This window comes from Arthrobacter sp. R4, from assembly GCF_051365025.1.
In the GTDB taxonomy this organism is placed as follows: Bacteria; Actinomycetota; Actinomycetes; order Actinomycetales; family Micrococcaceae; genus Arthrobacter.
This window is the reverse complement of sequence record NZ_JBLWIJ010000015.1, coordinates 138,558-156,836: the sequence shown is the minus strand read 5'-3', so window position 1 is coordinate 156,836 and position 18,279 is coordinate 138,558. Positions and strand designations below refer to the sequence as shown.

At 64.4% G+C, this 18,279-nt stretch carries 17 protein-coding genes and 3 tRNA genes; 5 read left to right on the top strand and 15 right to left on the bottom strand.

What is annotated here, in order from left to right:
* Positions 1 to 10 precede the first annotated feature (10 nt).
* Entirely contained in the window at positions 11 to 748 is a 738-nt protein-coding gene (locus ACLKOZ_RS10785; RefSeq protein ID WP_436474991.1) for a VOC family protein, read from the bottom strand.
* Between the two features lie 84 nt (positions 749 to 832).
* Between ACLKOZ_RS10785 and ACLKOZ_RS10780 the strand changes: the two genes are divergently transcribed.
* Positions 833 to 1,657, top strand: coding sequence for an alpha/beta fold hydrolase (locus ACLKOZ_RS10780; protein ID WP_436474989.1), 825 nt, complete (start codon positions 833 to 835; stop codon positions 1,655 to 1,657).
* A 39-nt stretch (positions 1,658 to 1,696) separates the two neighbouring features.
* Here ACLKOZ_RS10780 and ACLKOZ_RS10775 read toward each other — a convergent pair whose 3' ends face one another.
* On the bottom strand, positions 1,697 to 2,887 hold the full coding sequence (locus ACLKOZ_RS10775; RefSeq protein WP_436474987.1) for an acyl-CoA dehydrogenase family protein: 1,191 nt from the start codon (positions 2,885 to 2,887) through the stop codon (positions 1,697 to 1,699).
* 512 nt (positions 2,888 to 3,399) lie between these two features.
* On the opposite strand from ACLKOZ_RS10775, the gene ACLKOZ_RS10770 reads away from it, so the two are divergent.
* A complete protein-coding gene (locus tag ACLKOZ_RS10770; RefSeq protein ID WP_337347555.1) occupies positions 3,400 to 3,846 on the top strand; it encodes a hypothetical protein in 447 nt (148 codons plus the stop codon).
* A gap of 302 nt (positions 3,847 to 4,148) precedes the next feature.
* On the opposite strand, the gene ACLKOZ_RS10765 is transcribed toward ACLKOZ_RS10770, so the two are convergent.
* From ACLKOZ_RS10765 to ACLKOZ_RS10735, 7 genes are all read right to left on the bottom strand, one after another.
* Entirely contained in the window at positions 4,149 to 4,379 is a 231-nt protein-coding gene (locus tag ACLKOZ_RS10765; RefSeq protein WP_436474985.1) for a hypothetical protein, read from the bottom strand.
* A gap of 115 nt (positions 4,380 to 4,494) precedes the next feature.
* Positions 4,495 to 5,388, bottom strand: a complete 894-nt coding sequence (locus ACLKOZ_RS10760; RefSeq protein WP_436474983.1) for a hypothetical protein — start codon at positions 5,386 to 5,388, stop codon at positions 4,495 to 4,497.
* A 311-nt stretch (positions 5,389 to 5,699) separates the two neighbouring features.
* Positions 5,700 to 5,776 (bottom strand) — tRNA-Ile (locus ACLKOZ_RS10755).
* Between the two features lie 79 nt (positions 5,777 to 5,855).
* Positions 5,856 to 7,052, bottom strand: a complete 1,197-nt coding sequence (locus tag ACLKOZ_RS10750) for a glycosyltransferase (RefSeq protein WP_436474981.1) — start codon at positions 7,050 to 7,052, stop codon at positions 5,856 to 5,858.
* A gap of 96 nt (positions 7,053 to 7,148) precedes the next feature.
* Positions 7,149 to 8,057: a DMT family transporter gene (locus ACLKOZ_RS10745; protein WP_337347545.1), complete on the bottom strand. Its 909-nt coding sequence runs from the start codon at positions 8,055 to 8,057 to the stop codon at positions 7,149 to 7,151.
* Positions 8,057 to 8,680: a CDP-alcohol phosphatidyltransferase family protein gene (locus tag ACLKOZ_RS10740; protein ID WP_337347544.1), complete on the bottom strand. Its 624-nt coding sequence runs from the start codon at positions 8,678 to 8,680 to the stop codon at positions 8,057 to 8,059. The genes ACLKOZ_RS10745 and ACLKOZ_RS10740 overlap by 1 nt, the downstream gene beginning before the upstream one ends.
* 45 nt (positions 8,681 to 8,725) lie before the next feature.
* Complete coding sequence (locus ACLKOZ_RS10735) at positions 8,726 to 9,580, bottom strand: phage holin family protein (protein ID WP_436474978.1); 855 nt, start codon at positions 9,578 to 9,580, stop codon at positions 8,726 to 8,728.
* A 178-nt stretch (positions 9,581 to 9,758) separates the two neighbouring features.
* On the opposite strand from ACLKOZ_RS10735, the gene ACLKOZ_RS10730 reads away from it, so the two are divergent.
* The 3 genes from ACLKOZ_RS10730 to ACLKOZ_RS10720 all read left to right on the top strand — a co-directional run bounded on the left by ACLKOZ_RS10730 (position 9,759) and on the right by ACLKOZ_RS10720 (position 11,706).
* Positions 9,759 to 10,982: a multidrug effflux MFS transporter gene (locus tag ACLKOZ_RS10730; RefSeq protein ID WP_337347542.1), complete on the top strand. Its 1,224-nt coding sequence runs from the start codon at positions 9,759 to 9,761 to the stop codon at positions 10,980 to 10,982.
* 41 nt (positions 10,983 to 11,023) lie between these two features.
* On the top strand, positions 11,024 to 11,203 hold the full coding sequence (locus tag ACLKOZ_RS10725; protein WP_337347541.1) for a hypothetical protein: 180 nt from the start codon (positions 11,024 to 11,026) through the stop codon (positions 11,201 to 11,203).
* A 95-nt stretch (positions 11,204 to 11,298) separates the two neighbouring features.
* Entirely contained in the window at positions 11,299 to 11,706 is a 408-nt protein-coding gene (locus ACLKOZ_RS10720) for a hypothetical protein (RefSeq protein ID WP_436474975.1), read from the top strand.
* Between the two features lie 83 nt (positions 11,707 to 11,789).
* Here ACLKOZ_RS10720 and ACLKOZ_RS10715 read toward each other — a convergent pair.
* The 6 genes from ACLKOZ_RS10715 to ACLKOZ_RS10690 all read right to left on the bottom strand — a co-directional run bounded on the left by ACLKOZ_RS10715 (position 11,790) and on the right by ACLKOZ_RS10690 (position 18,196).
* A tRNA-Asn gene (locus tag ACLKOZ_RS10715) sits at positions 11,790 to 11,862 on the bottom strand.
* A gap of 127 nt (positions 11,863 to 11,989) precedes the next feature.
* A tRNA-Asn gene (locus tag ACLKOZ_RS10710) sits at positions 11,990 to 12,062 on the bottom strand.
* An 88-nt stretch (positions 12,063 to 12,150) separates the two neighbouring features.
* Positions 12,151 to 14,082: a DNA primase gene (dnaG, locus tag ACLKOZ_RS10705; RefSeq protein WP_436474973.1), complete on the bottom strand. Its 1,932-nt coding sequence runs from the start codon at positions 14,080 to 14,082 to the stop codon at positions 12,151 to 12,153.
* A gap of 49 nt (positions 14,083 to 14,131) precedes the next feature.
* On the bottom strand, positions 14,132 to 15,430 hold the full coding sequence (locus ACLKOZ_RS10700) for a deoxyguanosinetriphosphate triphosphohydrolase (RefSeq protein WP_436475159.1): 1,299 nt from the start codon (positions 15,428 to 15,430) through the stop codon (positions 14,132 to 14,134).
* Positions 15,414 to 16,592, bottom strand: coding sequence for a tRNA dihydrouridine synthase DusB (gene dusB, locus ACLKOZ_RS10695; RefSeq protein WP_436474971.1), 1,179 nt, complete (start codon positions 16,590 to 16,592; stop codon positions 15,414 to 15,416). The genes ACLKOZ_RS10700 and dusB overlap by 17 nt, the downstream gene beginning before the upstream one ends.
* An 80-nt stretch (positions 16,593 to 16,672) precedes the next feature.
* A complete protein-coding gene (locus tag ACLKOZ_RS10690) occupies positions 16,673 to 18,196 on the bottom strand; it encodes a YibE/F family protein (protein ID WP_436474969.1) in 1,524 nt (507 codons plus the stop codon).
* Between the last annotated feature and the right edge of the window lie 83 nt (positions 18,197 to 18,279).

Genomic DNA, 18,279 nt, shown 5'->3' with positions numbered 1-18,279 from the left:
GGGCTTTGCCTCAGCCCGGGGTGAGGACGCAGAACTCGTTGCCCTCCGGATCGGCGAGGCAGACCCAGGGCACATCGCCCTGGCCGAGGTCGGCCTCGGTGGCACCCAGGGCCCTTAGCCGGGCCACCTCCGCCGCTTGATCGTCACCGGAGTACGGCATCAGGTCGAGATGGACACGGTTCCACACCGTCTCCTCGCCGGTCGTACGAAGCAACTCCAAGTACGGCCCCACACCCTTGGCCGAACGCAGCCTCGCGTGGTCGTCGTTTACTTCGTGAAGGGTCCAGTCCGTAGCTTCGCTCCAAAACCGGGCCATGGCCCGCGGATCCGCGCAGTTAACCACCACCGTGGCGATCGGCCCGGTGTCCCGGTAGAGCTCCCGAGGCTCCAGCACGCAGAACACATTGCCCTCCGGGTCGGCCAAGACCTTCCACGGCACATCACCCTGACCAATATCCGCAGGCGTTGCGCCGAGTTCAAGCAGGCGAGAGACAAGCTCCTTCTGATGCGCCACCGAGGTGGTGGCGTGATCGATGTGAGTGCGGTACCTCACCGTCTCAGGGTCCGGGACTGTGACCACATCGACACAGACCGCGGCGGGGTCCGGCCAGGCGAAGCCCACAGGCTCCACATTGGTCACGCCGGGCCCCTCGCTGGAAACACCCCAGCCAAGCGCCTCCGCCCAAAACCGGCCGAGGGACGAATCATCCCGAGCCTTGAAATTCACCTGAACAAGTCGCAGTGCCATAACTCCCGATCCTAGTACCGAGGCAACCTGGCCCAGTTTCTGGCACCCCTGACTGCCGCCGAGCGTTGCCGGCCTGTTGAGCGGATGCCACAATGCGCAGGTGGGCGCAGTTACGGTGACGGGCCTCGAGATTACCTACCAGCGAGCAGGATCAGGGGAACCACTCATCCTTCTCCATGGCGGCTTTGGATTCGACAGCGATCCTGGGGCCCGCAGCTCGACGGCCTCGATGACGAGTTTGACGTCATCGCTTGGGACGCTCCGGGCTGTGGAGGATCCGCGGATCCGCCTGAGTCCTTCTCCATGGATCACTACGCGGACAGCCTTGCCGAGTTCGTGAGGGCGATCGGCCTGACACGCCCGCATGTCCTTGGCCTTTCGTTCGGTGGCGCGCTCGCCCTGGCCCTCTATGCGCGACATCCCGCCCTGCCCAGGAGCCTGATCCTGGGCAGGGCGTACGCCGGGTGGGCCGGCTCCCTGCCGCCTGACGAGGTGCAGCGGCGAGTCCAGCGGATCAGCGAGGAAGTTGCCCAGCCGCCCGAGGAATGGCTGCCCAAGTACCTGCCGGGCATGCTCACCGCGTCTGCCCCTCGAGAAATGGCCGAACAGACACTCGCGCTGATGTCCGATATCCATCCGCGTGCCAGTCTGACGATGCTCCGAGCCATGGCGGATGCCGATCTTCGAGGCATACTCCCTGCCATTGATGTCCCGACGCTGGTGCTTCATGGCGAACTCGACGAGCGATCGCCGCTGGCTGTCGGGAAAGAACTGCACACGAAGATCCCCGCATCGCAGTTCGTCGTACTCCCCGGCGTCGGGCACCTGAGCAACATAGAGGCCGCCGACGCCTTCAACCTCGCGGTAAGGACGTTCCTTCGTTCGCTCAGCGGGCCCACCAGGCTTTGACCGGCAGCCAGCCTGCTTCAGGCTTTGCCTGGCCGGAGCCTAGACGATTGCGGAAATGCCCGTGATGGCGCGTCCGGTTACCAGGGTATTGACCTCATGCGTGCCCTCGTACGAGTAGATGGCCTCCGCGTCTGCGAAGATCTTGGCCATCTCGAAGTCGGTGACGATCCCGTTTCCGCCCAGGAGGCTCCGCCCGATCGCCACGCTTTCGCGCATCCTGGCCGTCGTGAAGGCCTTGGCCAGCGCCGACTGCTCGTCCTTGGCCTGGCCGGCGTCCTCGAGCTGGGAGAGCCGGACCATCATGCCCAGGGAGCTGACGGCGTTCCCCAGGATCTGCACCAGCTGGCTCTGGACCAGCTGGAACGATGCCAGGGGGCGGCCGAACTGGTGGCGCTCCACGGCGTAGCGGCGGGCTACGTCAAAAGCGGCCAGCTGCTGGCCAACGGCCTGCCAGGCAACACCGAGGCGGGTAACCTTGAGGACCTTGTTGGTGTCACGGAAGCTGTTGGCGTTGGCGAGCTTGAAGAAGTCCGGCACCACCACGCTGTCCAGGCTGATGTCGGCGTTCTGGACGGTGCGCAGCGAGATCTTGTTTTCGATCTTGGTGGCAGTGAAGCCGGGGAGCTTTGTATCCACCAGGAAGCCCTTGACCTGGTTGTCGGCGAGGTCCCGTGCGTAGATGACAACCCAGTCCGAAAAAGTAGCGTTGCCGATCCACCGCTTGGCGCCATTGAGGATCCACGAGTCGCCTTCGCGCCGGGCTGTGGTGCGGGTCCCTCCGGCCACGTCCGAACCACCCAGCGGCTCAGTCAGGCCGAAGGCCCCGATCTTCTTCAGCGAATAGATGTCGGGAAGCCAGGCATCCTGCTGTTCCTGAGAGGCCAGCGCCTCAATGGAACCGGTGAAGAGGCCATCGTGGACTCCCATAAACGTCGAGATGGAGGTGTCGGCCCGGGTGACTTCCGCGTGCATCAGGCCAGCGAAGAGATTGGAGTGCCCTTGGCGCCTGACCGGGCTGACCAGGTCGATCTCGGCCAGCCTGGGAATGAGTTCCATCGGGAATTCGCCCCTGTTCCAGCAGTCCACGGCGATCGGGCGGACTTCGCGGGCCAGGAAGTCCCGCACTTCCGCGAGCCGGTCCTGCTCCTTGCCGGTGAGGAGCTGTTCAAAAGCGAAAAAGTCACCGTCGGCGTAGGGAAGGTCGTTGATGTCAATGGATTTCCTGGACATGTTTTCCTCGCTGGGGATCAGTGCTGGCGGAAGGGCTCTTAGGGATGGATGTCCCACGGAGTAAGTTACTGGTGAGTAACATACCGCATTGTCGGCCTTAAACAAAAGAAACCGCGGCCTGATGTGGCCACGGTCCTTCGGCTGCATCCAGCCATGCCGCGCTCTCATGCAGATCATCATCAAAGAGCCCCGCGTAAGTATCCAGCGTAAGAACTGCTGTGGCATGGCCCGCTATTTGCTGCACAACGTTCCCATTTGAGCCTACGCGGACATGCAGGCTAACAGCAGTGTGCAGGAGGTCATGCGGCGTCAGGGTAGGCAAGCCCTTTAGAGCGGCGCGGGGTGGCCGTCCAGTCAACCTGGGGAAAGCTGTTCACTCTGGCCCTGGTTCAGGTATTGCCCTGACCACCCGGGAGGAGTGCAATAGTACGAAGACACCACCGAGCGGGAGCCGCCATGATAGTCCGGGACACTTTTGTCATCCCAAGCTCAACATGGCTCGGTGCGACGTCATGAAAATGAAGGAGCATGCCGGTCTCATCTGGGGCCTTATAGGTGCAGCCATCGCAGTCTTGGGGACGATCAAGACGCTCCTGTCCATCTCGACCGGTAACGATTTCAGCCTGCAGAAGGCCGGCTTTTACGTGGGAGCCACTGCGGTGATCATTTACTTCGGCGCCTTTATGGCGATAATCGTCGCTGCCATTCTCCTTATGATCGCCAAGCTGATGGTAGGCGAAGAAAAGAGCGAGGGTGACTCCGTCATGTATCCAGTTCTGTGGGTCGCGGGAGCTGTGGGCCTGTGGTTCGCCGGGGCGATAGTGTTCTCAGACTGGCTGAAATACGAGGATACCGATGCTTTTGGCCAGGGCGCTTTTGCGCTTCTTGGCCTCGCGGCCCTAGCCGGAACAATATATATGTGGCGCCAGAAGACGAAAACGGCGCAGACGGAACAGTAGGCCTCGCCCTGGGTGCGCACGCGCCTGCTTTAGCCTTACCCCACCCCACCTCTACTGGACGGCGGCGACGCTGGCGTGCAGACCTGCACGTCGATAGCTTACTGATTTGCGTCCTACGGCTCGACAGTCCTTCGGTGCTGGAATGCCGTGGCAGCAGAGCCAATCTTTGAGGTCTGGGCTTCGCCAAGTGCTTCGGGAGACGTGCCAGGCATGGGTGCAGGCGGCGTGGCCGTAACCGTGGCCGCCGTCTCCGAAGGTGGCATCACGCCGCGGTCCCTGGAAGGCGTCCGCTGGTCAACGACCTACCCGAAGGCCTGCCGTTCGGTGGCCTTCTCCTCGCAAGTCTCGGAGCAGAAGCCGCCCTCGAGTCGTGGCATGTGCCGGCAGTAGAGGCAAAGCGAACCGCGCTGCTCGAACCAGCGCGCAATGCGATGGACCACAGGCAGTTCGGTTGGGCCGGTGGCTGTATCGCCGACCAAGCCCGTCCGCCAAGGCGTCCCAGGGACGTGGCGGCCAGGTTTCATGATGCTCACGAGCGAAGTATATCCATGCGATGGACAATATTGACTTGACCGTCACATAACAAAGCAGGCAGAACGCACGCACGCCCGTCTCACTTCTATGGGACGGGCGCCTTTGGTTGTTTGGTTAGGCCGTGCAGCCGACGGCGAAGGCTGCCAGGTCGCGTCCGTTGAAGTGGGAGGCGTCGCCGTGTTCTCCGCTGACAGTCACCGATGAAACGCTGAAGCCGGCTGTCGAGAGGTATGCCTCCAGAGAGTTGGCGTTCGAGGCGGCGGGGACCATGGTGTCACCGGGCGATGCGACGATCCGGTACTGAGTGTTCTTAGGTAGGGCCTCTAAGTGGGCGGCCGGGTTGCCAGACGATAGCGGCGCCCCCGCGTAGGCTTCCGCGATCTGCTTAGCCGAATTCTGCACGGATCCAACGGCACTGAGATCAACGACAGGGTCAACGCCGTACCAGCACGACGGCGAGGCACCATCGATCAGGGTATTGAGTGACGTCGTTGAACCCATGGACGCAGCGATGAACAATCTGACAGGCTGCCCGGACTTCTCTTGGGCCCACACCATCAGCTCCTTCGTGTCCTGCACGGCGGCGGCGTTGCCCCATGCGTTGCGGTGGTAATCCGACGATGCGATGGCCCATCCCTGCGCCCGGATCGAGTTCAGCCATGAGGAGTTCATACGGCCGTTGGCGTCGCCACCCTGGCCGTGGAACCACAGTGCAGTCCCAGCGGGGACGCCGCCCGTCGGCAGGTCAATGCGGACGGTCTGGCCGTTCAACCTCGCCATGATGGTCCGTTCACCATCGGCGTTTGCGGGAAGGCCTGTCGTTATCGGCACGGCAACCGGGCCGCTCGGCGCCGAACCAGCAGGACCAGCAGGCCCCTCGGTCGCGACGGCTGTAGGAGCCGGCACGGCCACCGAGGCCTCCTTGGGCTTGTCGGATACAAACACCCAGGCGAGGACGCCGAGGACGGCGATGGCGAGCGCTGCCCGGATTCGATCAGTCGCGGTCACTCGACAACCATAGCGAAGAGGGATAGCCCCTAGCTCCCACTCGAACCAGCCCCAGCGCGGCCCCCATGGACCGAGCACAAAAGGCGCTGTGACGCCCGGGGAGAGCCTCGCGCAAGATCGAGGGGCTACCCCCACAGGGGCCACACGCGGCCTGCTGATAGCCTGCCGGCGCTCCTGCGGGCGGCGGATGTACGGCCGCCCACTCAGGGCCTTAGATAGGCAGTTGCGGGCGTACGCCGTCAAGCTCCTTTTGACCACCTGCGCAAATCAGGCCTCTTCCCTTTATTGCAAGGGATGCAGGCCTTTAAGGTTGGTAGGGCTACTCGGACTTGAACCGAGGACCTTAGGATTATGAGTCCCGCGCTCTAACCAGCTGAGCTATAGCCCCGTGCGCCCCGCGGATCCGCGTCCGTGCGGACTTCGGATCCCGCGGGGCAAAAACACTCTAGCAAATCCACGGAATGCCTTTAGACCACCTTGTCTTCGAAGCCGGCTCCCCGGTAGAGATCTTCAAAGGTCTGCAGCGTTCCCTGCATGCTGTGCGGCTCCACCATTCGACGGCTGGCCCGGCCCATTTCAGCCAGCTGGTCTGCCGGCAGCTGAAGGACCCGCTTGATCTTCGCAGCGAGGTCGTCGCTGTCGTTGGGCGTGAAGAGATACCCGTTCTCGCCATCCCGCACCAGGTGCGGCAAAGCCATAGCATCGGCAAGCAAGACCGGCGTGGATGCAGACATGGCTTCCAGGGTGACGAGCGACTGCAGTTCAGCGGTGCCCGGCATGCAGAACAGGTCAGCCTTGATGTACGCCTCACGGAGATCTTCGTCGCTGGCCAGGCCCAGGAACTTCACCCGGTTCCCCAGTCCCAGCCGTTCCACCTGTGCCTCCAACGCGGGACGTACTTCACCGCCGCCAATGACCTCCAGATGGACGTTCATTTCCGCCGGTGTCTTGGACACGGCATCAATCAGCACGTCCACGTGTTTTTCCTCGGCGAGCCGCCCCACGAACAGCAGCGTGGGGTGCTCGTGGCGTTCGATGACTTCCCCCGGCTGCAGCTCATAAGCCGACGAATCGATGCCATTGGAGAGCGGCAGCACCTTGCGGAGGAAGGCATGCTGGTGCATCGCCTTGGCGGCCAGCGGCGTGGGCGTGGTGATGACGTCGGCCTGGCCCATGACCTTGCCCATGTCCTTCCAGGAGATCTTGCCAATGATGTCCTTGAACCACTGCGGGAACGGCAGGAAGGGATTGAGGTTTTCCGGCATGAAGTGGTTGGTTGCCACAACCCTCACGCCGCGCTTCACGGCTTCGTACAGGACGTGCTCGCCGATCATGTAGTGGCTCTGGATGTGCACTACATCGGGCTTCACCCGATCGAACAAGAGACTGATTTCCTTTTTGATTTCCCACGGAAAGCAGATGCGGAAGTACTCGTGGGTCCACACACCGTGCGAGCGGAGCCGGTGCACCGTAGCTTCAGAGCGGAATTCCGTGAAGCTCTTCCCGTTGTCCGCCCGGCACGCCAGGACATGCACGTCATGGCCCCGTCCGGTCATTCCCTTGGCCAGGCGGTAGCCGAAAGTGGCGGCACCGTTGATGTGGGGCGGATAAGTGTCCGCGGCGATCAGGATGGTCAGGGGAGGCTGGTCAGCGGGCGTTGTCACGTGGAGAGCTCCTGATGGTCTCGGTGCCGGCAGCTGAGGCTGACAGCACCGGTTGGCCGCTGGCACGGTGGTGCCGGGCCTCTTAGTGAAAATGATCTAGTGGGACGCCCGACCCGCGGCCTTCCGCGCATCCTTCTTGCGCTTCGTGACCTCGGGGTGGTGCCTGGAAAGGGCGATCACCCCAACGATAGCAAGGGAAGCAGCCGTACCCATGGCAATCGCCATCACGGCGTGGACGTCCGGGCGGAGTTCACCAAGGATGACGATGCCGATCGCGATCCCCACAATCGGGTCGATGACAGTGAGTCCAGCGATGACCAGGTCCGGTGGTCCGCCGGAATAGGCGTTCTGGACAAAGTAGGAACCCAATCCACCGGCAGCCGCGATCGCCACGACGGAATACCACTGCACATTGAGCAGGACCAGCCCGTTGGGATCCAGCAGGTGCTTACCGATGATCCGCGTCAGGACGGCCACGAAGCCGAACAGGACACCGGCACCCAGGATGTACACGAACGCGCTCATCCGGTGCCGGAACATGGCGGCCAGCGTACCGAAAACGCCCACCGCAAGGGTCAGCAGCAGCACGATGGTGAGCTCGTCGTCGTAACTGACGTGGTGGTTCTCCTGCGTGACGTTGACGGCAAGGAGGACAAACAGCGCCGACCCGGTGACACAGGCAGCGATGGCCACCCAGGTTGCCCTGTTGATGGTCAGGTCCTGGTCCCGGGCGTTGACCACTGTAGTAATCACCAGCGCAATAGCCCCGATCGGCTGCACCACGGTCAGCGGTGCGGAAACCAGGGCAACAGCGTTCATGCCCATCCCGGCGCAGAGCAGGAGCAGCCCGAGCACCCAGCGCGGGTTGCGAAGGAGCCGGAGGAAGCCGTTGGAACTCAGTGCCAGCCCGCCGGTATCGGCCTTGACGGCGCTTCCCTGCTTCTGGGCACCGATGGCCAGGAAGAATGCTCCAAGTACCGCGAGCAGAACGGCCACCCACACCATCAGGTGGTGCCGCCGTCGTGATGTGACTGCATTCTGCCCTTCCGCAGGATGGCCCAGAAGTAGTTATAGGCGGCAATCCAGTGCCCGGCCAGGCCGAGTCCCAGCACCACCCAGGCAGCAATATGCAGGGCGCCGGCCAGCGGGACGTCCAGCCGCGACATGACGAGCATCGGGGTGCCGAGGAGCAGCAGTCCGGTGCGGATCTTGCCGATCCGGCTCACCGGAAGGTCCGGGTGGCCGCCGAAGAAGGAAAGCGTCAGGACGAGCAGGACGGCGTCGGGAATGACCAGCGCGGCGAGGTAGAGCCAGTGCACGACGCCGGCGATCACCAGTGTGACTGCGACGGCGATCAGCGCCAGCCTGTCTGCGATCGGGTCCATGACCCGGCCCAGCCTGGATGCCTGGTCGAAGCGGCGTGCCACATAGCCATCCACCCAGTCGGTGCCCGCCATGACCACAAGGACCAGGACAGCCCACCCATACTCCTTCTGCGCGAGGACCAGCCAAATGAAGAGCGGGACGCCCATGAACCGCAGGACCGTGAGGGCGTTGGGCACGGTAAAAACAAGGTCGTGGTCAACCTGGGGGCGGCCCGGACGGGAGCCAGCACCGATGAACCTCATCCCGTCCCCCTTTCCTAAAGCATGATGTGCGGCAGAGCGTGTCGGTTACGGTTCTTTCAGAAGTTTGCGCAGGAGCACCACAAACACGGCCGCCGCTCCGGCAAAGGCCGCCAGCGGCTTCCATCGAAGGGCCGTCCCGCCGGTGCCTTCTGACAAACCGGAGATCTTCTGCGCGGCGACGTCCCGACCGTGGTTCATCAGCGCCTGGCCCTCCCGCAGCTTCTGTTGGGCGGCGCCGACGAGGAAGCGTACCTGGGGCTTGATGTCCAGTTCGGTGTCCAACTCGTCGCGGACCTGGGTGAGGTGGCGACGGCGCTGGTCCAGCCGGCGGTGCAGCTCGGGTTCGGACGCGTGCGGGAATTCCTTCTCGTGCGTCTCGGCCTTGGCTTCCTTCTCGGCCTTGGCCTTCGCCGCAGCTTCGGCCTTGGCAGCCTTGGCGGCCTTCGCCTCGGGGCTGGCCGGATCGAGCAGCGCGGCGTTGAAGTCCGAGCCCTCCTTGGCAACGCCAAGGTCATGCTTGATCCCCCGGATGGTTTCCTCCGGTACCAGTGGCATGGCCTTCTTGAACTTCTGGAGCCCCACCAGGCCGCCCACCAGGGCGATCAGCAGGAACGCGGCGCTGACAAGAAGTGCCGCAAGCCACGCCGGCATGATGGTGGCCAGCCCCATGATGGCTGCAACGATCAGTCCCACCACGAGGAATGCCACAAAAATCAACGCAATGGCGAAGAACGCTGCGGCGACTCCCAGCTGGATGCCCTTGCGCTTGATCTCAACCTTGGCCAGGGCGATCTCGTCATTAAGCTGGCGGGGGGCCAAACGGAAAAGGAGTTTTAGCGTCCTGGGCAGCGCAGTGATGCGCAGGCCCTGGCTGGTCCGCCCGCTGTGACGTCCGCTCATCGGTTCCGCCTAACTGGTTGCATGGTCGATTCGGCTTCCGTGTACTGCCGGAGAGTGCAAGTGCACAGTCCCGCCCACAAAACTATCATTCAGGTTCAGGACGAACTTCGGGGCATGCGGAGCGGCGTGCCCTGCAACGCTGTAAATGTATGACGCTTCGGGCCTAGGATTGGTCTCCGTGACCATAACCGCCAATCCGGGCGATCTGCTGACCCGCCGCCGGAAACTCCTGTACATCCTCCTGCTCGGTGCCCTGACCGCCCTGGGACCTTTCACCATAGACCTGTACTTGCCGGCTTTCCCCGCGCTCGAGGCCAGCCTGGGTGTCACTGAGGCGCAGGTCCAGCTGACCCTTGCCGGAACAACTGTGGGCTTTGCCTTGGGCCAGTTGGTGGTGGGTCCCTTCAGCGACAGGTTTGGACGGCGTCTTCCACTGATTCTCGCTACTGCCCTGCACATCGCCGCGTCGGTGGGGGCGGCACTCTCCACGGACATCACCACACTCGGAATTTTCCGGGTCCTGATGGGGGTCGGCGCTGCGGGTGGCGGGGTGGTGGCCATGGCTATGGTCCGGGACCTGTTCTCGGGCTACGCGATGGTGCGGATGTTCTCCCGGATGGCACTGGTGAACGGACTCGCGCCCATCCTGGCGCCCGTCATCGGCTCCCAGCTGCTGCTGGTCATGCCGTGGCCCGGGATTTTTGTGTTCCTGGCCGGCTACGGCACTTTGGTGATCATTGCTGCGCTGTTCCTCGTGCGCGAGACGCTCCCGCCGGAAAAGCGTGGCCAGTCCGGCTTGACGGCCGGCCAGCGCTACAAGGTCCTCTTCACGGACCGGATCTTCGTGGGGCTCCTGCTGGTGGGCGGCATGAACTTTGCCGGCCTGTTTACCTACTTGTCCGCTTCGCCGTTCCTCTTCCAGGACGTGTTTGGCTTCTCCCCCCAGCAGTATGGCCTGCTTTTCGGCATCAATTCGCTGGGTATCGTCGCTGGCGTCCAGACGAGTTCCCGGCTGATCAAGCGCGTGCCGCCGCAGTGGATCCTGGCGTGCTCCACGGCCTGGATGTTCCTGATGTCCCTGCTGATCGTGCTGTTCGACCAGTTGGGAATGGGCTTGTGGGGGGTCATGGTGCCCCTCTGGTTCTACATCCTCGGCACAGGTTTTACTTTCCCGTGCGTGCAGGTCCTGGCACTGGCCAGCCATGGGGACAAGGCCGGGACGGCCGCCTCCCTCCTGGGGGCCGCCACGTTCATGATGGCCGGACTCATCTCGCCCGTAGTGGGCTGGCTGGGGATTGAGACGGCCACGCCCATGGGCGCCGTGCAGGCGGCGTGCATCCTCCTGGCCATCGCCGCTCTCTGGCTCGTCGTCAGGCCCCGTACCGTGCCTTCCATCCACTGATGGCCGCGACCACTGGCAACCGACGGCAGTAGGGTGGGACGATGACACGCAAGCCACACCGCAACCGAAGGGGACTTTTCCTCGGCGCGGTGCTGGGCGCCGTCGTGGGCTACTTTGCCGGCCGGGCGCTGGGTAGTCCGGCCATAGGCATCATCCTGGGCATGCTGGCCGGATCGGCCCTGTTGTACCGCGTTAACCCTGGCCCCTGGAACCGCTCCTGACGTTCCTGGCGCGGCCCCGCAAGGCCCCACTGGGCCGTCCACTGCCCCGGGACACCCCCTGCCGCGCCGGAGCCCTGGCGGGATAAAATAAGTCCGTGCACAGCTGGCAGGCCCATCCGCCACTTCCGGCCACGTGGCAACGATGCGACACCGGCATATTGCCCCTGTGGTGGGACCGGTTGTGCGCCCAGACCGGTGAGCAGTCCGCGGCTCTCTACGCCGCAGGGCTTTTTACCGAAGACCGGCGCCGGCCCATCGCCCAGTGGTTTAACCCGGCTTTCAACGCGGCGCTGCTGGTAGCCCCCGAGACCTCCCCCGAATGGCCTGTACAGCGCTTCGGCATCTTCTACGCTCCACCGGACTCCGGCTTCACCCGCGTCCACTCCGCACCCCATGAATGGCACCCGCGCGAGCCCCGCAAGTCCCCCACCGAGCAGGAGGCCTTCCTAGCGGCCATCGCCGAGGCAGAGCGCTTCCTGCAGGTGGAAATGGATTTCGTCTAAGTACCCGCCACAGGATGCAATGCCAGTTTCTGCGCAAGCAAAAATCCCCGCCCTCACGAAGAGGGCGGGGATTTTTGTGTTTGCTCCTCCTGCTGGACTTGAACCAGCAACCCTTCGATTAACAGTCGAATGCTCTGCCAATTGAGCTAAGGAGGAATGAAGCAGGTATGACATTAGCAAACGTTTCAGGGCTATGGGAAATCGGCGCCACTACAGGGAAGCAATACCCTCCCCGGGTATAGAAAAAGTCCCCGTTCCGGAAGCCCGGAACGGGGACTGAGCGCTCCTCCTGCTGGACTTGAACCAGCAACCCTTCGATTAACAGTCGAATGCTCTGCCAATTGAGCTAAGGAGGAATGAAGCGGGTACTAGCCTAGCAAACACCCCGCGCGGAAACGAAATTGAATCCCGGAGCGGGGCCTGCCACGACGGTGACGCCGTTGCCTACGCGTCCGAACGCAGCGCCCGGCGCTCCATTTCCAGCATCATCAGTTCCCTGTTCAGCCGCTGGAAATCCTCGGGGTCCGCTGCCGGATCCAGGCGCTGCAGCTGGCCCATTTTGTCCGCCTTCACCCGCGTGATCTGCAGCTCGAACAGCCTCGAAAGGATGTCCTTGCAGTACTTTTGGACGGCTTCCTCGGTGCTCGCGGGCAACGGAACCACTGCGAGTTCGGACACGAGGGGCCGCAGGGGCTCCGGGACCTCGTGCATGACCTGCTCCACCCAGCGGACAGGGTCCCCGATGAGCCCGGACCCGGATGCCCGCATGGCATCATGAACCACTTGGAAGGCCGGTGTGACGAATCTCGCAGCCGAGAAACGCTCCCAGATGCCTCCGCCGAGCAGCGAGGGCTCCTGCAGGGCAACCTCGAGTGCCTGCCGCTCCATGGAAGCAACGGGATCCCGCGGGTCCGGACGGTGATAGGACGGAACAGCGCCCGACGCCGGTCCGGCAGCTACGCCGGGTCCGCCCGCCTGCGGCGTGGGAGCCGACGTGGGGGCACCCGGGGCAGGACCGCCTCCCGGAGCGGCCGGGGGACCAGCGGCAGAACGCTTCATTGCTACCCCCACGGCGCGGCTGACGTCCTCCACGGACATGCCTAGCCAGCCGGCCAGTTCCCGCGCGTACGCGGGCCTAATGCCGGCATCGCGGATCTGGGCCACCACCGGCGCGGACTCCCGCAGGGCGGCCACGCGGCCTTCCACGGTGTCCAGGTTATGCCGCTTCAGCGTGGCCCGGATGGCAAATTCAAACAGCGGCCGGCGGGTGTTGATGAGGTCCCGTACGGCGGCGTCGCCCTTGGTCTGGCGCAGGTCACAGGGGTCGGCCCCCGTGGGCTCTACCGCCACGTAGGTCTGGGCCGTGAAGCGCTGGTCCTCCTCGAAAGCCCGCAGGGCAGCCTTCTGGCCGGCAGCGTCACCGTCGAAAGTGAAGATGACCTCTCCCCCGGTGCCGTCGTCGGACAGCAGGCGGCGGGCGATCTTGATGTGCTCGGTGCCGAACGCCGTGCCACAGGTGGCCACCGCCGTCGGGATTCCCGCGAGGTGGCAGGCCATCACGTCCGTGTAGCCTTCCACCACCACCAGTTGGCGGTCCTTGGCGATGTTCCGCTTGGCGAGGTCGATCCCGTAGAGCACCTGGGACTTCTTATAGAGCGTGGTTTCAGGGGTGTTGAGGTACTTGGGGCCTTGGTCGTCCTCGTAGAGCTTGCGGGCACCGAAGCCGATGGTGTCCCCGGCTATGTCCCGGATGGGCCAGATGAGCCGCCCGCGGAAGCGGTCATATATACCGCGGTTGCCTTCCGAGAACATGCCCGTCAGCTTGAGTTCCTGGTCCGTGAACCCGCGCCCGCGGAGGTGCTTGAGGAGCGCGTCCCAGCCCTGCGGCGCATAACCGACGCCGAACTGTTCCGCGGCGGCGCGGTCAAAACCCCGGCCATGCAGGAAGCTTCGGCCCTCAGCCGCACCGGGAGTCAGCAGCTGGGCACGGAAGAATTCGTCGGCGATCTTGTGCGCATCGAGGAGCCGCTGGCGCTTGCCCACCTCTTCGCGGTTGGGCCCCGTGCCGCCATCCTCGTAGCGCAGTTCATAGCCGATGCGGGCGGCGAGCTTCTCCACGGCTTCCTGGAAGGAGGTGTGGTCCTGTTTCTGGACAAAGGCGATGACGTCGCCGTCTTCACCGCAGCCGAAGCAGTGGTACCTGCCCACCTGGGGGCGCACCGTGAACGACGGCGAGCGCTCGTCATGGAAGGGGCACAGGCCTTTGTAGGTTCCCAGCCCGGCACCCTTGAGCGTGACGTAGCCGTCAATCACTTCCTTGATGTCCGTGCGCTGGCGTACTTCGTCAATGTCTTCGCGTTTGATCAGGCCAGCCACAGAGCCATCCTAGTCCCGGCCGACAAGCAGATTCGCAGTGTTGCCTCGGTCACCACAGAGACGGCAGGCTCCCCACTAGCCGTTCGTACATAGCCAGCGCCGAGCCGTCGGTCAGCGACGCCACCTGGTCGATGACCACCCTCAGCCGTGCGCCGTCGTCGGCCGCGTCCCGCCAGTCCGCCGCGAACATGGGTTCGAGGTGGCGGTCACCGGTGGCGCTCAGCGCCGTAACGAGGGAATGCAGCACCTCGCGCTGTCGCTCGTAGATCGGCTGGCGGTGTTCGGTGGTCATCACGAAAGTGGTGGCCAGGCCCTTCATCACGGCGATTTCCATCACCGTCTCGTCCGGGACCATCAGCTCGGCGTTGTACCGCGTCAGGTTTTCCGGTCCGTACAGGGCGCGGGTGGTCTCCAGGGCGCTCTGGCAGAACCGGCCGATCAGCTGGCTGGTCATGTTCTTCAGGGCGGCCATGGATTTGCGGCTGCCGTCGGCCTCGCGCACCCAGACATCGGTGGCTTCCAGCCGGGCGAGCGCGGCATCTATGGCAGCGGGATCGTTGTGCGGGAGGTACCACTGCTTGGCGTAGCCCACTACCCGGGCGCGGTGGTCCGGGTTGTCCATCCAGCGCAGCTGGAAGTGCCCGGCCACAATCGCGTCCTCAACATCGTGCACGGAGTACGAAATGTCGTCGGCCAGGTCCATGACCTGCGCTTCCAGGCAGGACCGGCGCACCGGCGCACCCTCCCGCAGCCAATTGAAAATGGGGAGGTCGTCCTCGTAGGCGCCAAACTTGCTGGTGCGCTGCCCATGGATCACCGGTGCGTCCAAGGCAGACCACGGATACTTCGCGGCGGCGTCCAGGCTGGCCCTGGTGAGGTTCAGGCCGGCCGGGCGGCCGTCCGTGGCCAGGACCTTGGGCTCGAGCCGGGTGAGCAGGCGGAGTGTCTGGGCATTGCCTTCGAAGCCGCCAATGGCGTGCGCCACCTCATTCAGCGCGGACTCGCCGTTGTGACCGAAGGGCGGGTGGCCGAGGTCGTGGCTGAGGCAGGCGGTGTCCACCACGTCCGGGTCGCAGCCCAGGGCGCGGCCGAGTTCACGGCCAACCTGGGCGACTTCGAGGCTGTGGGTCAGGCGGGTCCTCACGAAGTCGTCCGTGTCAGGTGCCACCACCTGGGTTTTGGCGCCCAGGCGCCGCAGCGCCGATGAGTGCAGCACCCGGGCGCGGTCCCGCTCGAAGTCGGAGCGGTAAGTGGATTTGGGCGGTTCCTCCACCCAGCGGGCGGAATCATGGGGTTCGTAGCCGGGGAGAACCGGTGCCGTGGTGCGGGTTTCAGCCACCGGAAACATCCAGTTCCGCAGCCGCGATGTCCTGGGACTGGGCGTCGTTGAGCGCGCGGGATTCAAGCCAGTCCTTGGGCAGCGCCGGCTTTTTGGGTGATCCGGCACGGCCGCGCGGGCCTTCGGCGTCCACTCCGGGGTACGGCGAATCATGGTCCAGTTCAGCCAGTGTCTCGCGCAGCACCTGCAGGCTGGTCACCAGGGCCAGCCGCGTGCGCAGCTCCCCGCCCACCACATAGCCCTTGAAGTACCAGGCCATGTGCTTGCGGATCTCGCGCAGGGCCTTGCCCTCGTCGCCGAAGGTCTCCACCATCAGTTCCGCATGGCGGTACACTCCTTCAGCTACCTGGCGGAGGTTGGGCTTGTGCCTGGTATCACTGCCTTCGAACGCCGCCTGGAGGTCCCCGAAAAGCCAGGGCCGCCCCTGGCAGCCACGGCCCACCACCACGCCGTCAACCCCGGTCTCCCGGACCATGCGCACGGCGTCCTCGGCGGACCAGATATCGCCGTTGCCCAGCACGGGGATGTCCGGCAACGCCTCGCGGAGCCGCGCGATGGCGGACCAGTCTGCCTGGCCGGAATAGAACTGAGCCGCGGTGCGGCCGTGGAGTGCGACGGCGGCGACGCCGGCATCGCGCGCAATCCGGCCGGCGTCGAGGTACGTCAGGTGGTCCTCGTCGATGCCCTTGCGCATCTTGATGGTCAGCGGCACGTTGCCTTTGGAAGCTTCCTTCACTGCGGTCTGCACGATCGAGGTGAAGAGGTCGATCTTCCAGGGCAGGGCCGAGCCGCCGCCGCGCCGGGTCACCTTCGGAACAGGGCAGCCGAAGTTCAGGTCGATGTGGTCCGCTCGGTCCTCCTCCACCAGCATTCGCACTGCGGCGCCCACCGTTACCGGGTCAACGCCGTACAACTGCACAGAGCGGACTTTTTCGTCGTCGTCATGGGAGATGATGCGCAGTGATTCAGGGGTGCGCTCCACGAGGGCGCGGGAGGTGACCATCTCCGCCACGTACATGCCGCCACCGTATTCACGGCACAAGCGTCGGAAAGCGGAGTTGGTGATGCCCGCCATGGGAGCCAGGATCACGGGGGTGTCCACTGTGATGGGACCCAGCTTCAGGGGCGGGAGTTCCAGCTTGGGGGCGGGAGGCGTTGCAGTAACAGTCACCTGTCCATTGTCGCAAAGCCGGGCAAATCGGGGCGGCACCTCCGCGCAGCCGCTGTCACCGCGGGCGTAGCGCCTTCCAGTCAGCGGCGGTCTGCCCGGCGGCCCCGCCGTGTTTCTGCGGTCCCCGTCTCTGCCACGCGCGTTCTTGCCGTCCCCGCTTCAGCAGTCCGCGTTTCTCCAGCTATGGCTGCCGCGGCCGCGAGCGCCCCGGTATCGTCCACATCGTCCGGGCTGACACTGTGGACCGGGCCGCCGTCGTGGTCATGGCCGTTACCGTGGTCCCCGGCACCGTGGCCGGACGGAAGACCGGTGTTGCGGATGCCCGTTGCCTTGACCACCAGCACGGCGATCAGGGTGGTCACGGGAATCGCGAGCACGAGGCCGATGGAGCCGACCAGGGTCCGGATGACTTCTTCGGAGAGCTCGGCACTGGTGAGGGTGTCTCCCAGCGGGCGGTCGTAAAGCATCACGATGATCAGGATGGGCAGGGCTGCCCCGGCGTAGGCGAAGGCAATGGTGTAGACGGTGGAGGCGATGTGGTCGCGTCCAATCCTCATGGCGGAGGTAAAGAGCTTGCGTGCGCTGGTGGCGGGCGCAAGTTCGTACAGTTCCCAGACTGCCGAGGACTGTGTGATGGTGACATCGTTCAGGACACCCAGGCCCGAGATGATGAGGCCGCACAGAATCACCCCGGAGATGGAAATGTTGGCCGACGTGTTGACCAGCGTGGCGGCGTCGTGGTTTCCCACGCCGGCGAGGTTTGCGGCGTCGGTGGCCCACGCTGCCAGCAGCGCCGTGATGGCGAGGCCGAAGATCGTGCCCAGTAACGCCGTCGACGTCCGTGCCGAAAAGCCGTGGGCGAAATAGAGGACCCCGATCATGATCACCGTGGAACCGACCAATGCCAGCAACAGCGGCGGTTTGCCCTCCACGAGGCCCGGAAGCATAAAGCTGACCAGCACAAAGTAGGCACCCACCAGTCCGATCAAGGCGCGGAGCCCTCGCCACCTGGCTACCGCGATCACTACCACCGCATAGAGCAGGGCGAGGAGCACAATGGGGAGGGTCCGAACGAAGTCAACGAAGATGTAGGCCGGCGAACCCTGCCCCGCGGATGCCCCTTGGGCGTTGGACAGGTTGAGGTAGCGGATCTGGTCCCCCGGCTTCACACCGTGGGATTCGGCGACGTCGGGGTTGATGACCACCTTGACGGGGCTGCCTCCCTGGTCCGGTTCAGTGAAGGCGAACGTACAGTCTGAGCCCTGGCTGCCCGAACCGGCCTGGCCCGAATTCGGCTGGCCGGCATCCTGTCCGCTGGCGTCCGCCGGGTTTTGCGCCACGGAGCCCTGCATGCAGGGCTCCACCACCACGCTCTGGATTTTGCCGGTGTCGAACGTCACACCCGGCGCGGCCGAATACGGGTTTGCCAGCGAAATGCCTTCCTTGCTGCCGGACGGCCACAGCATGGCCATCGCGGCGAGGGTCAGCAGGGTGAGCGGCACCAGGATGGCAGCGAGGATGTAGTTCGCTTTCCTCCGGGCAGCAATCGCTTGAGCCGTCGGCTCCGAATGACCTTGTGAAACGTGGGTGTGACCGGAACCCATCAGCAGTTGAACCTCATACCTTGAACTCTACGTCCGGCGCCATAGGGTTGATAAATGGACCACCAGGAACCGGGAGGAACACC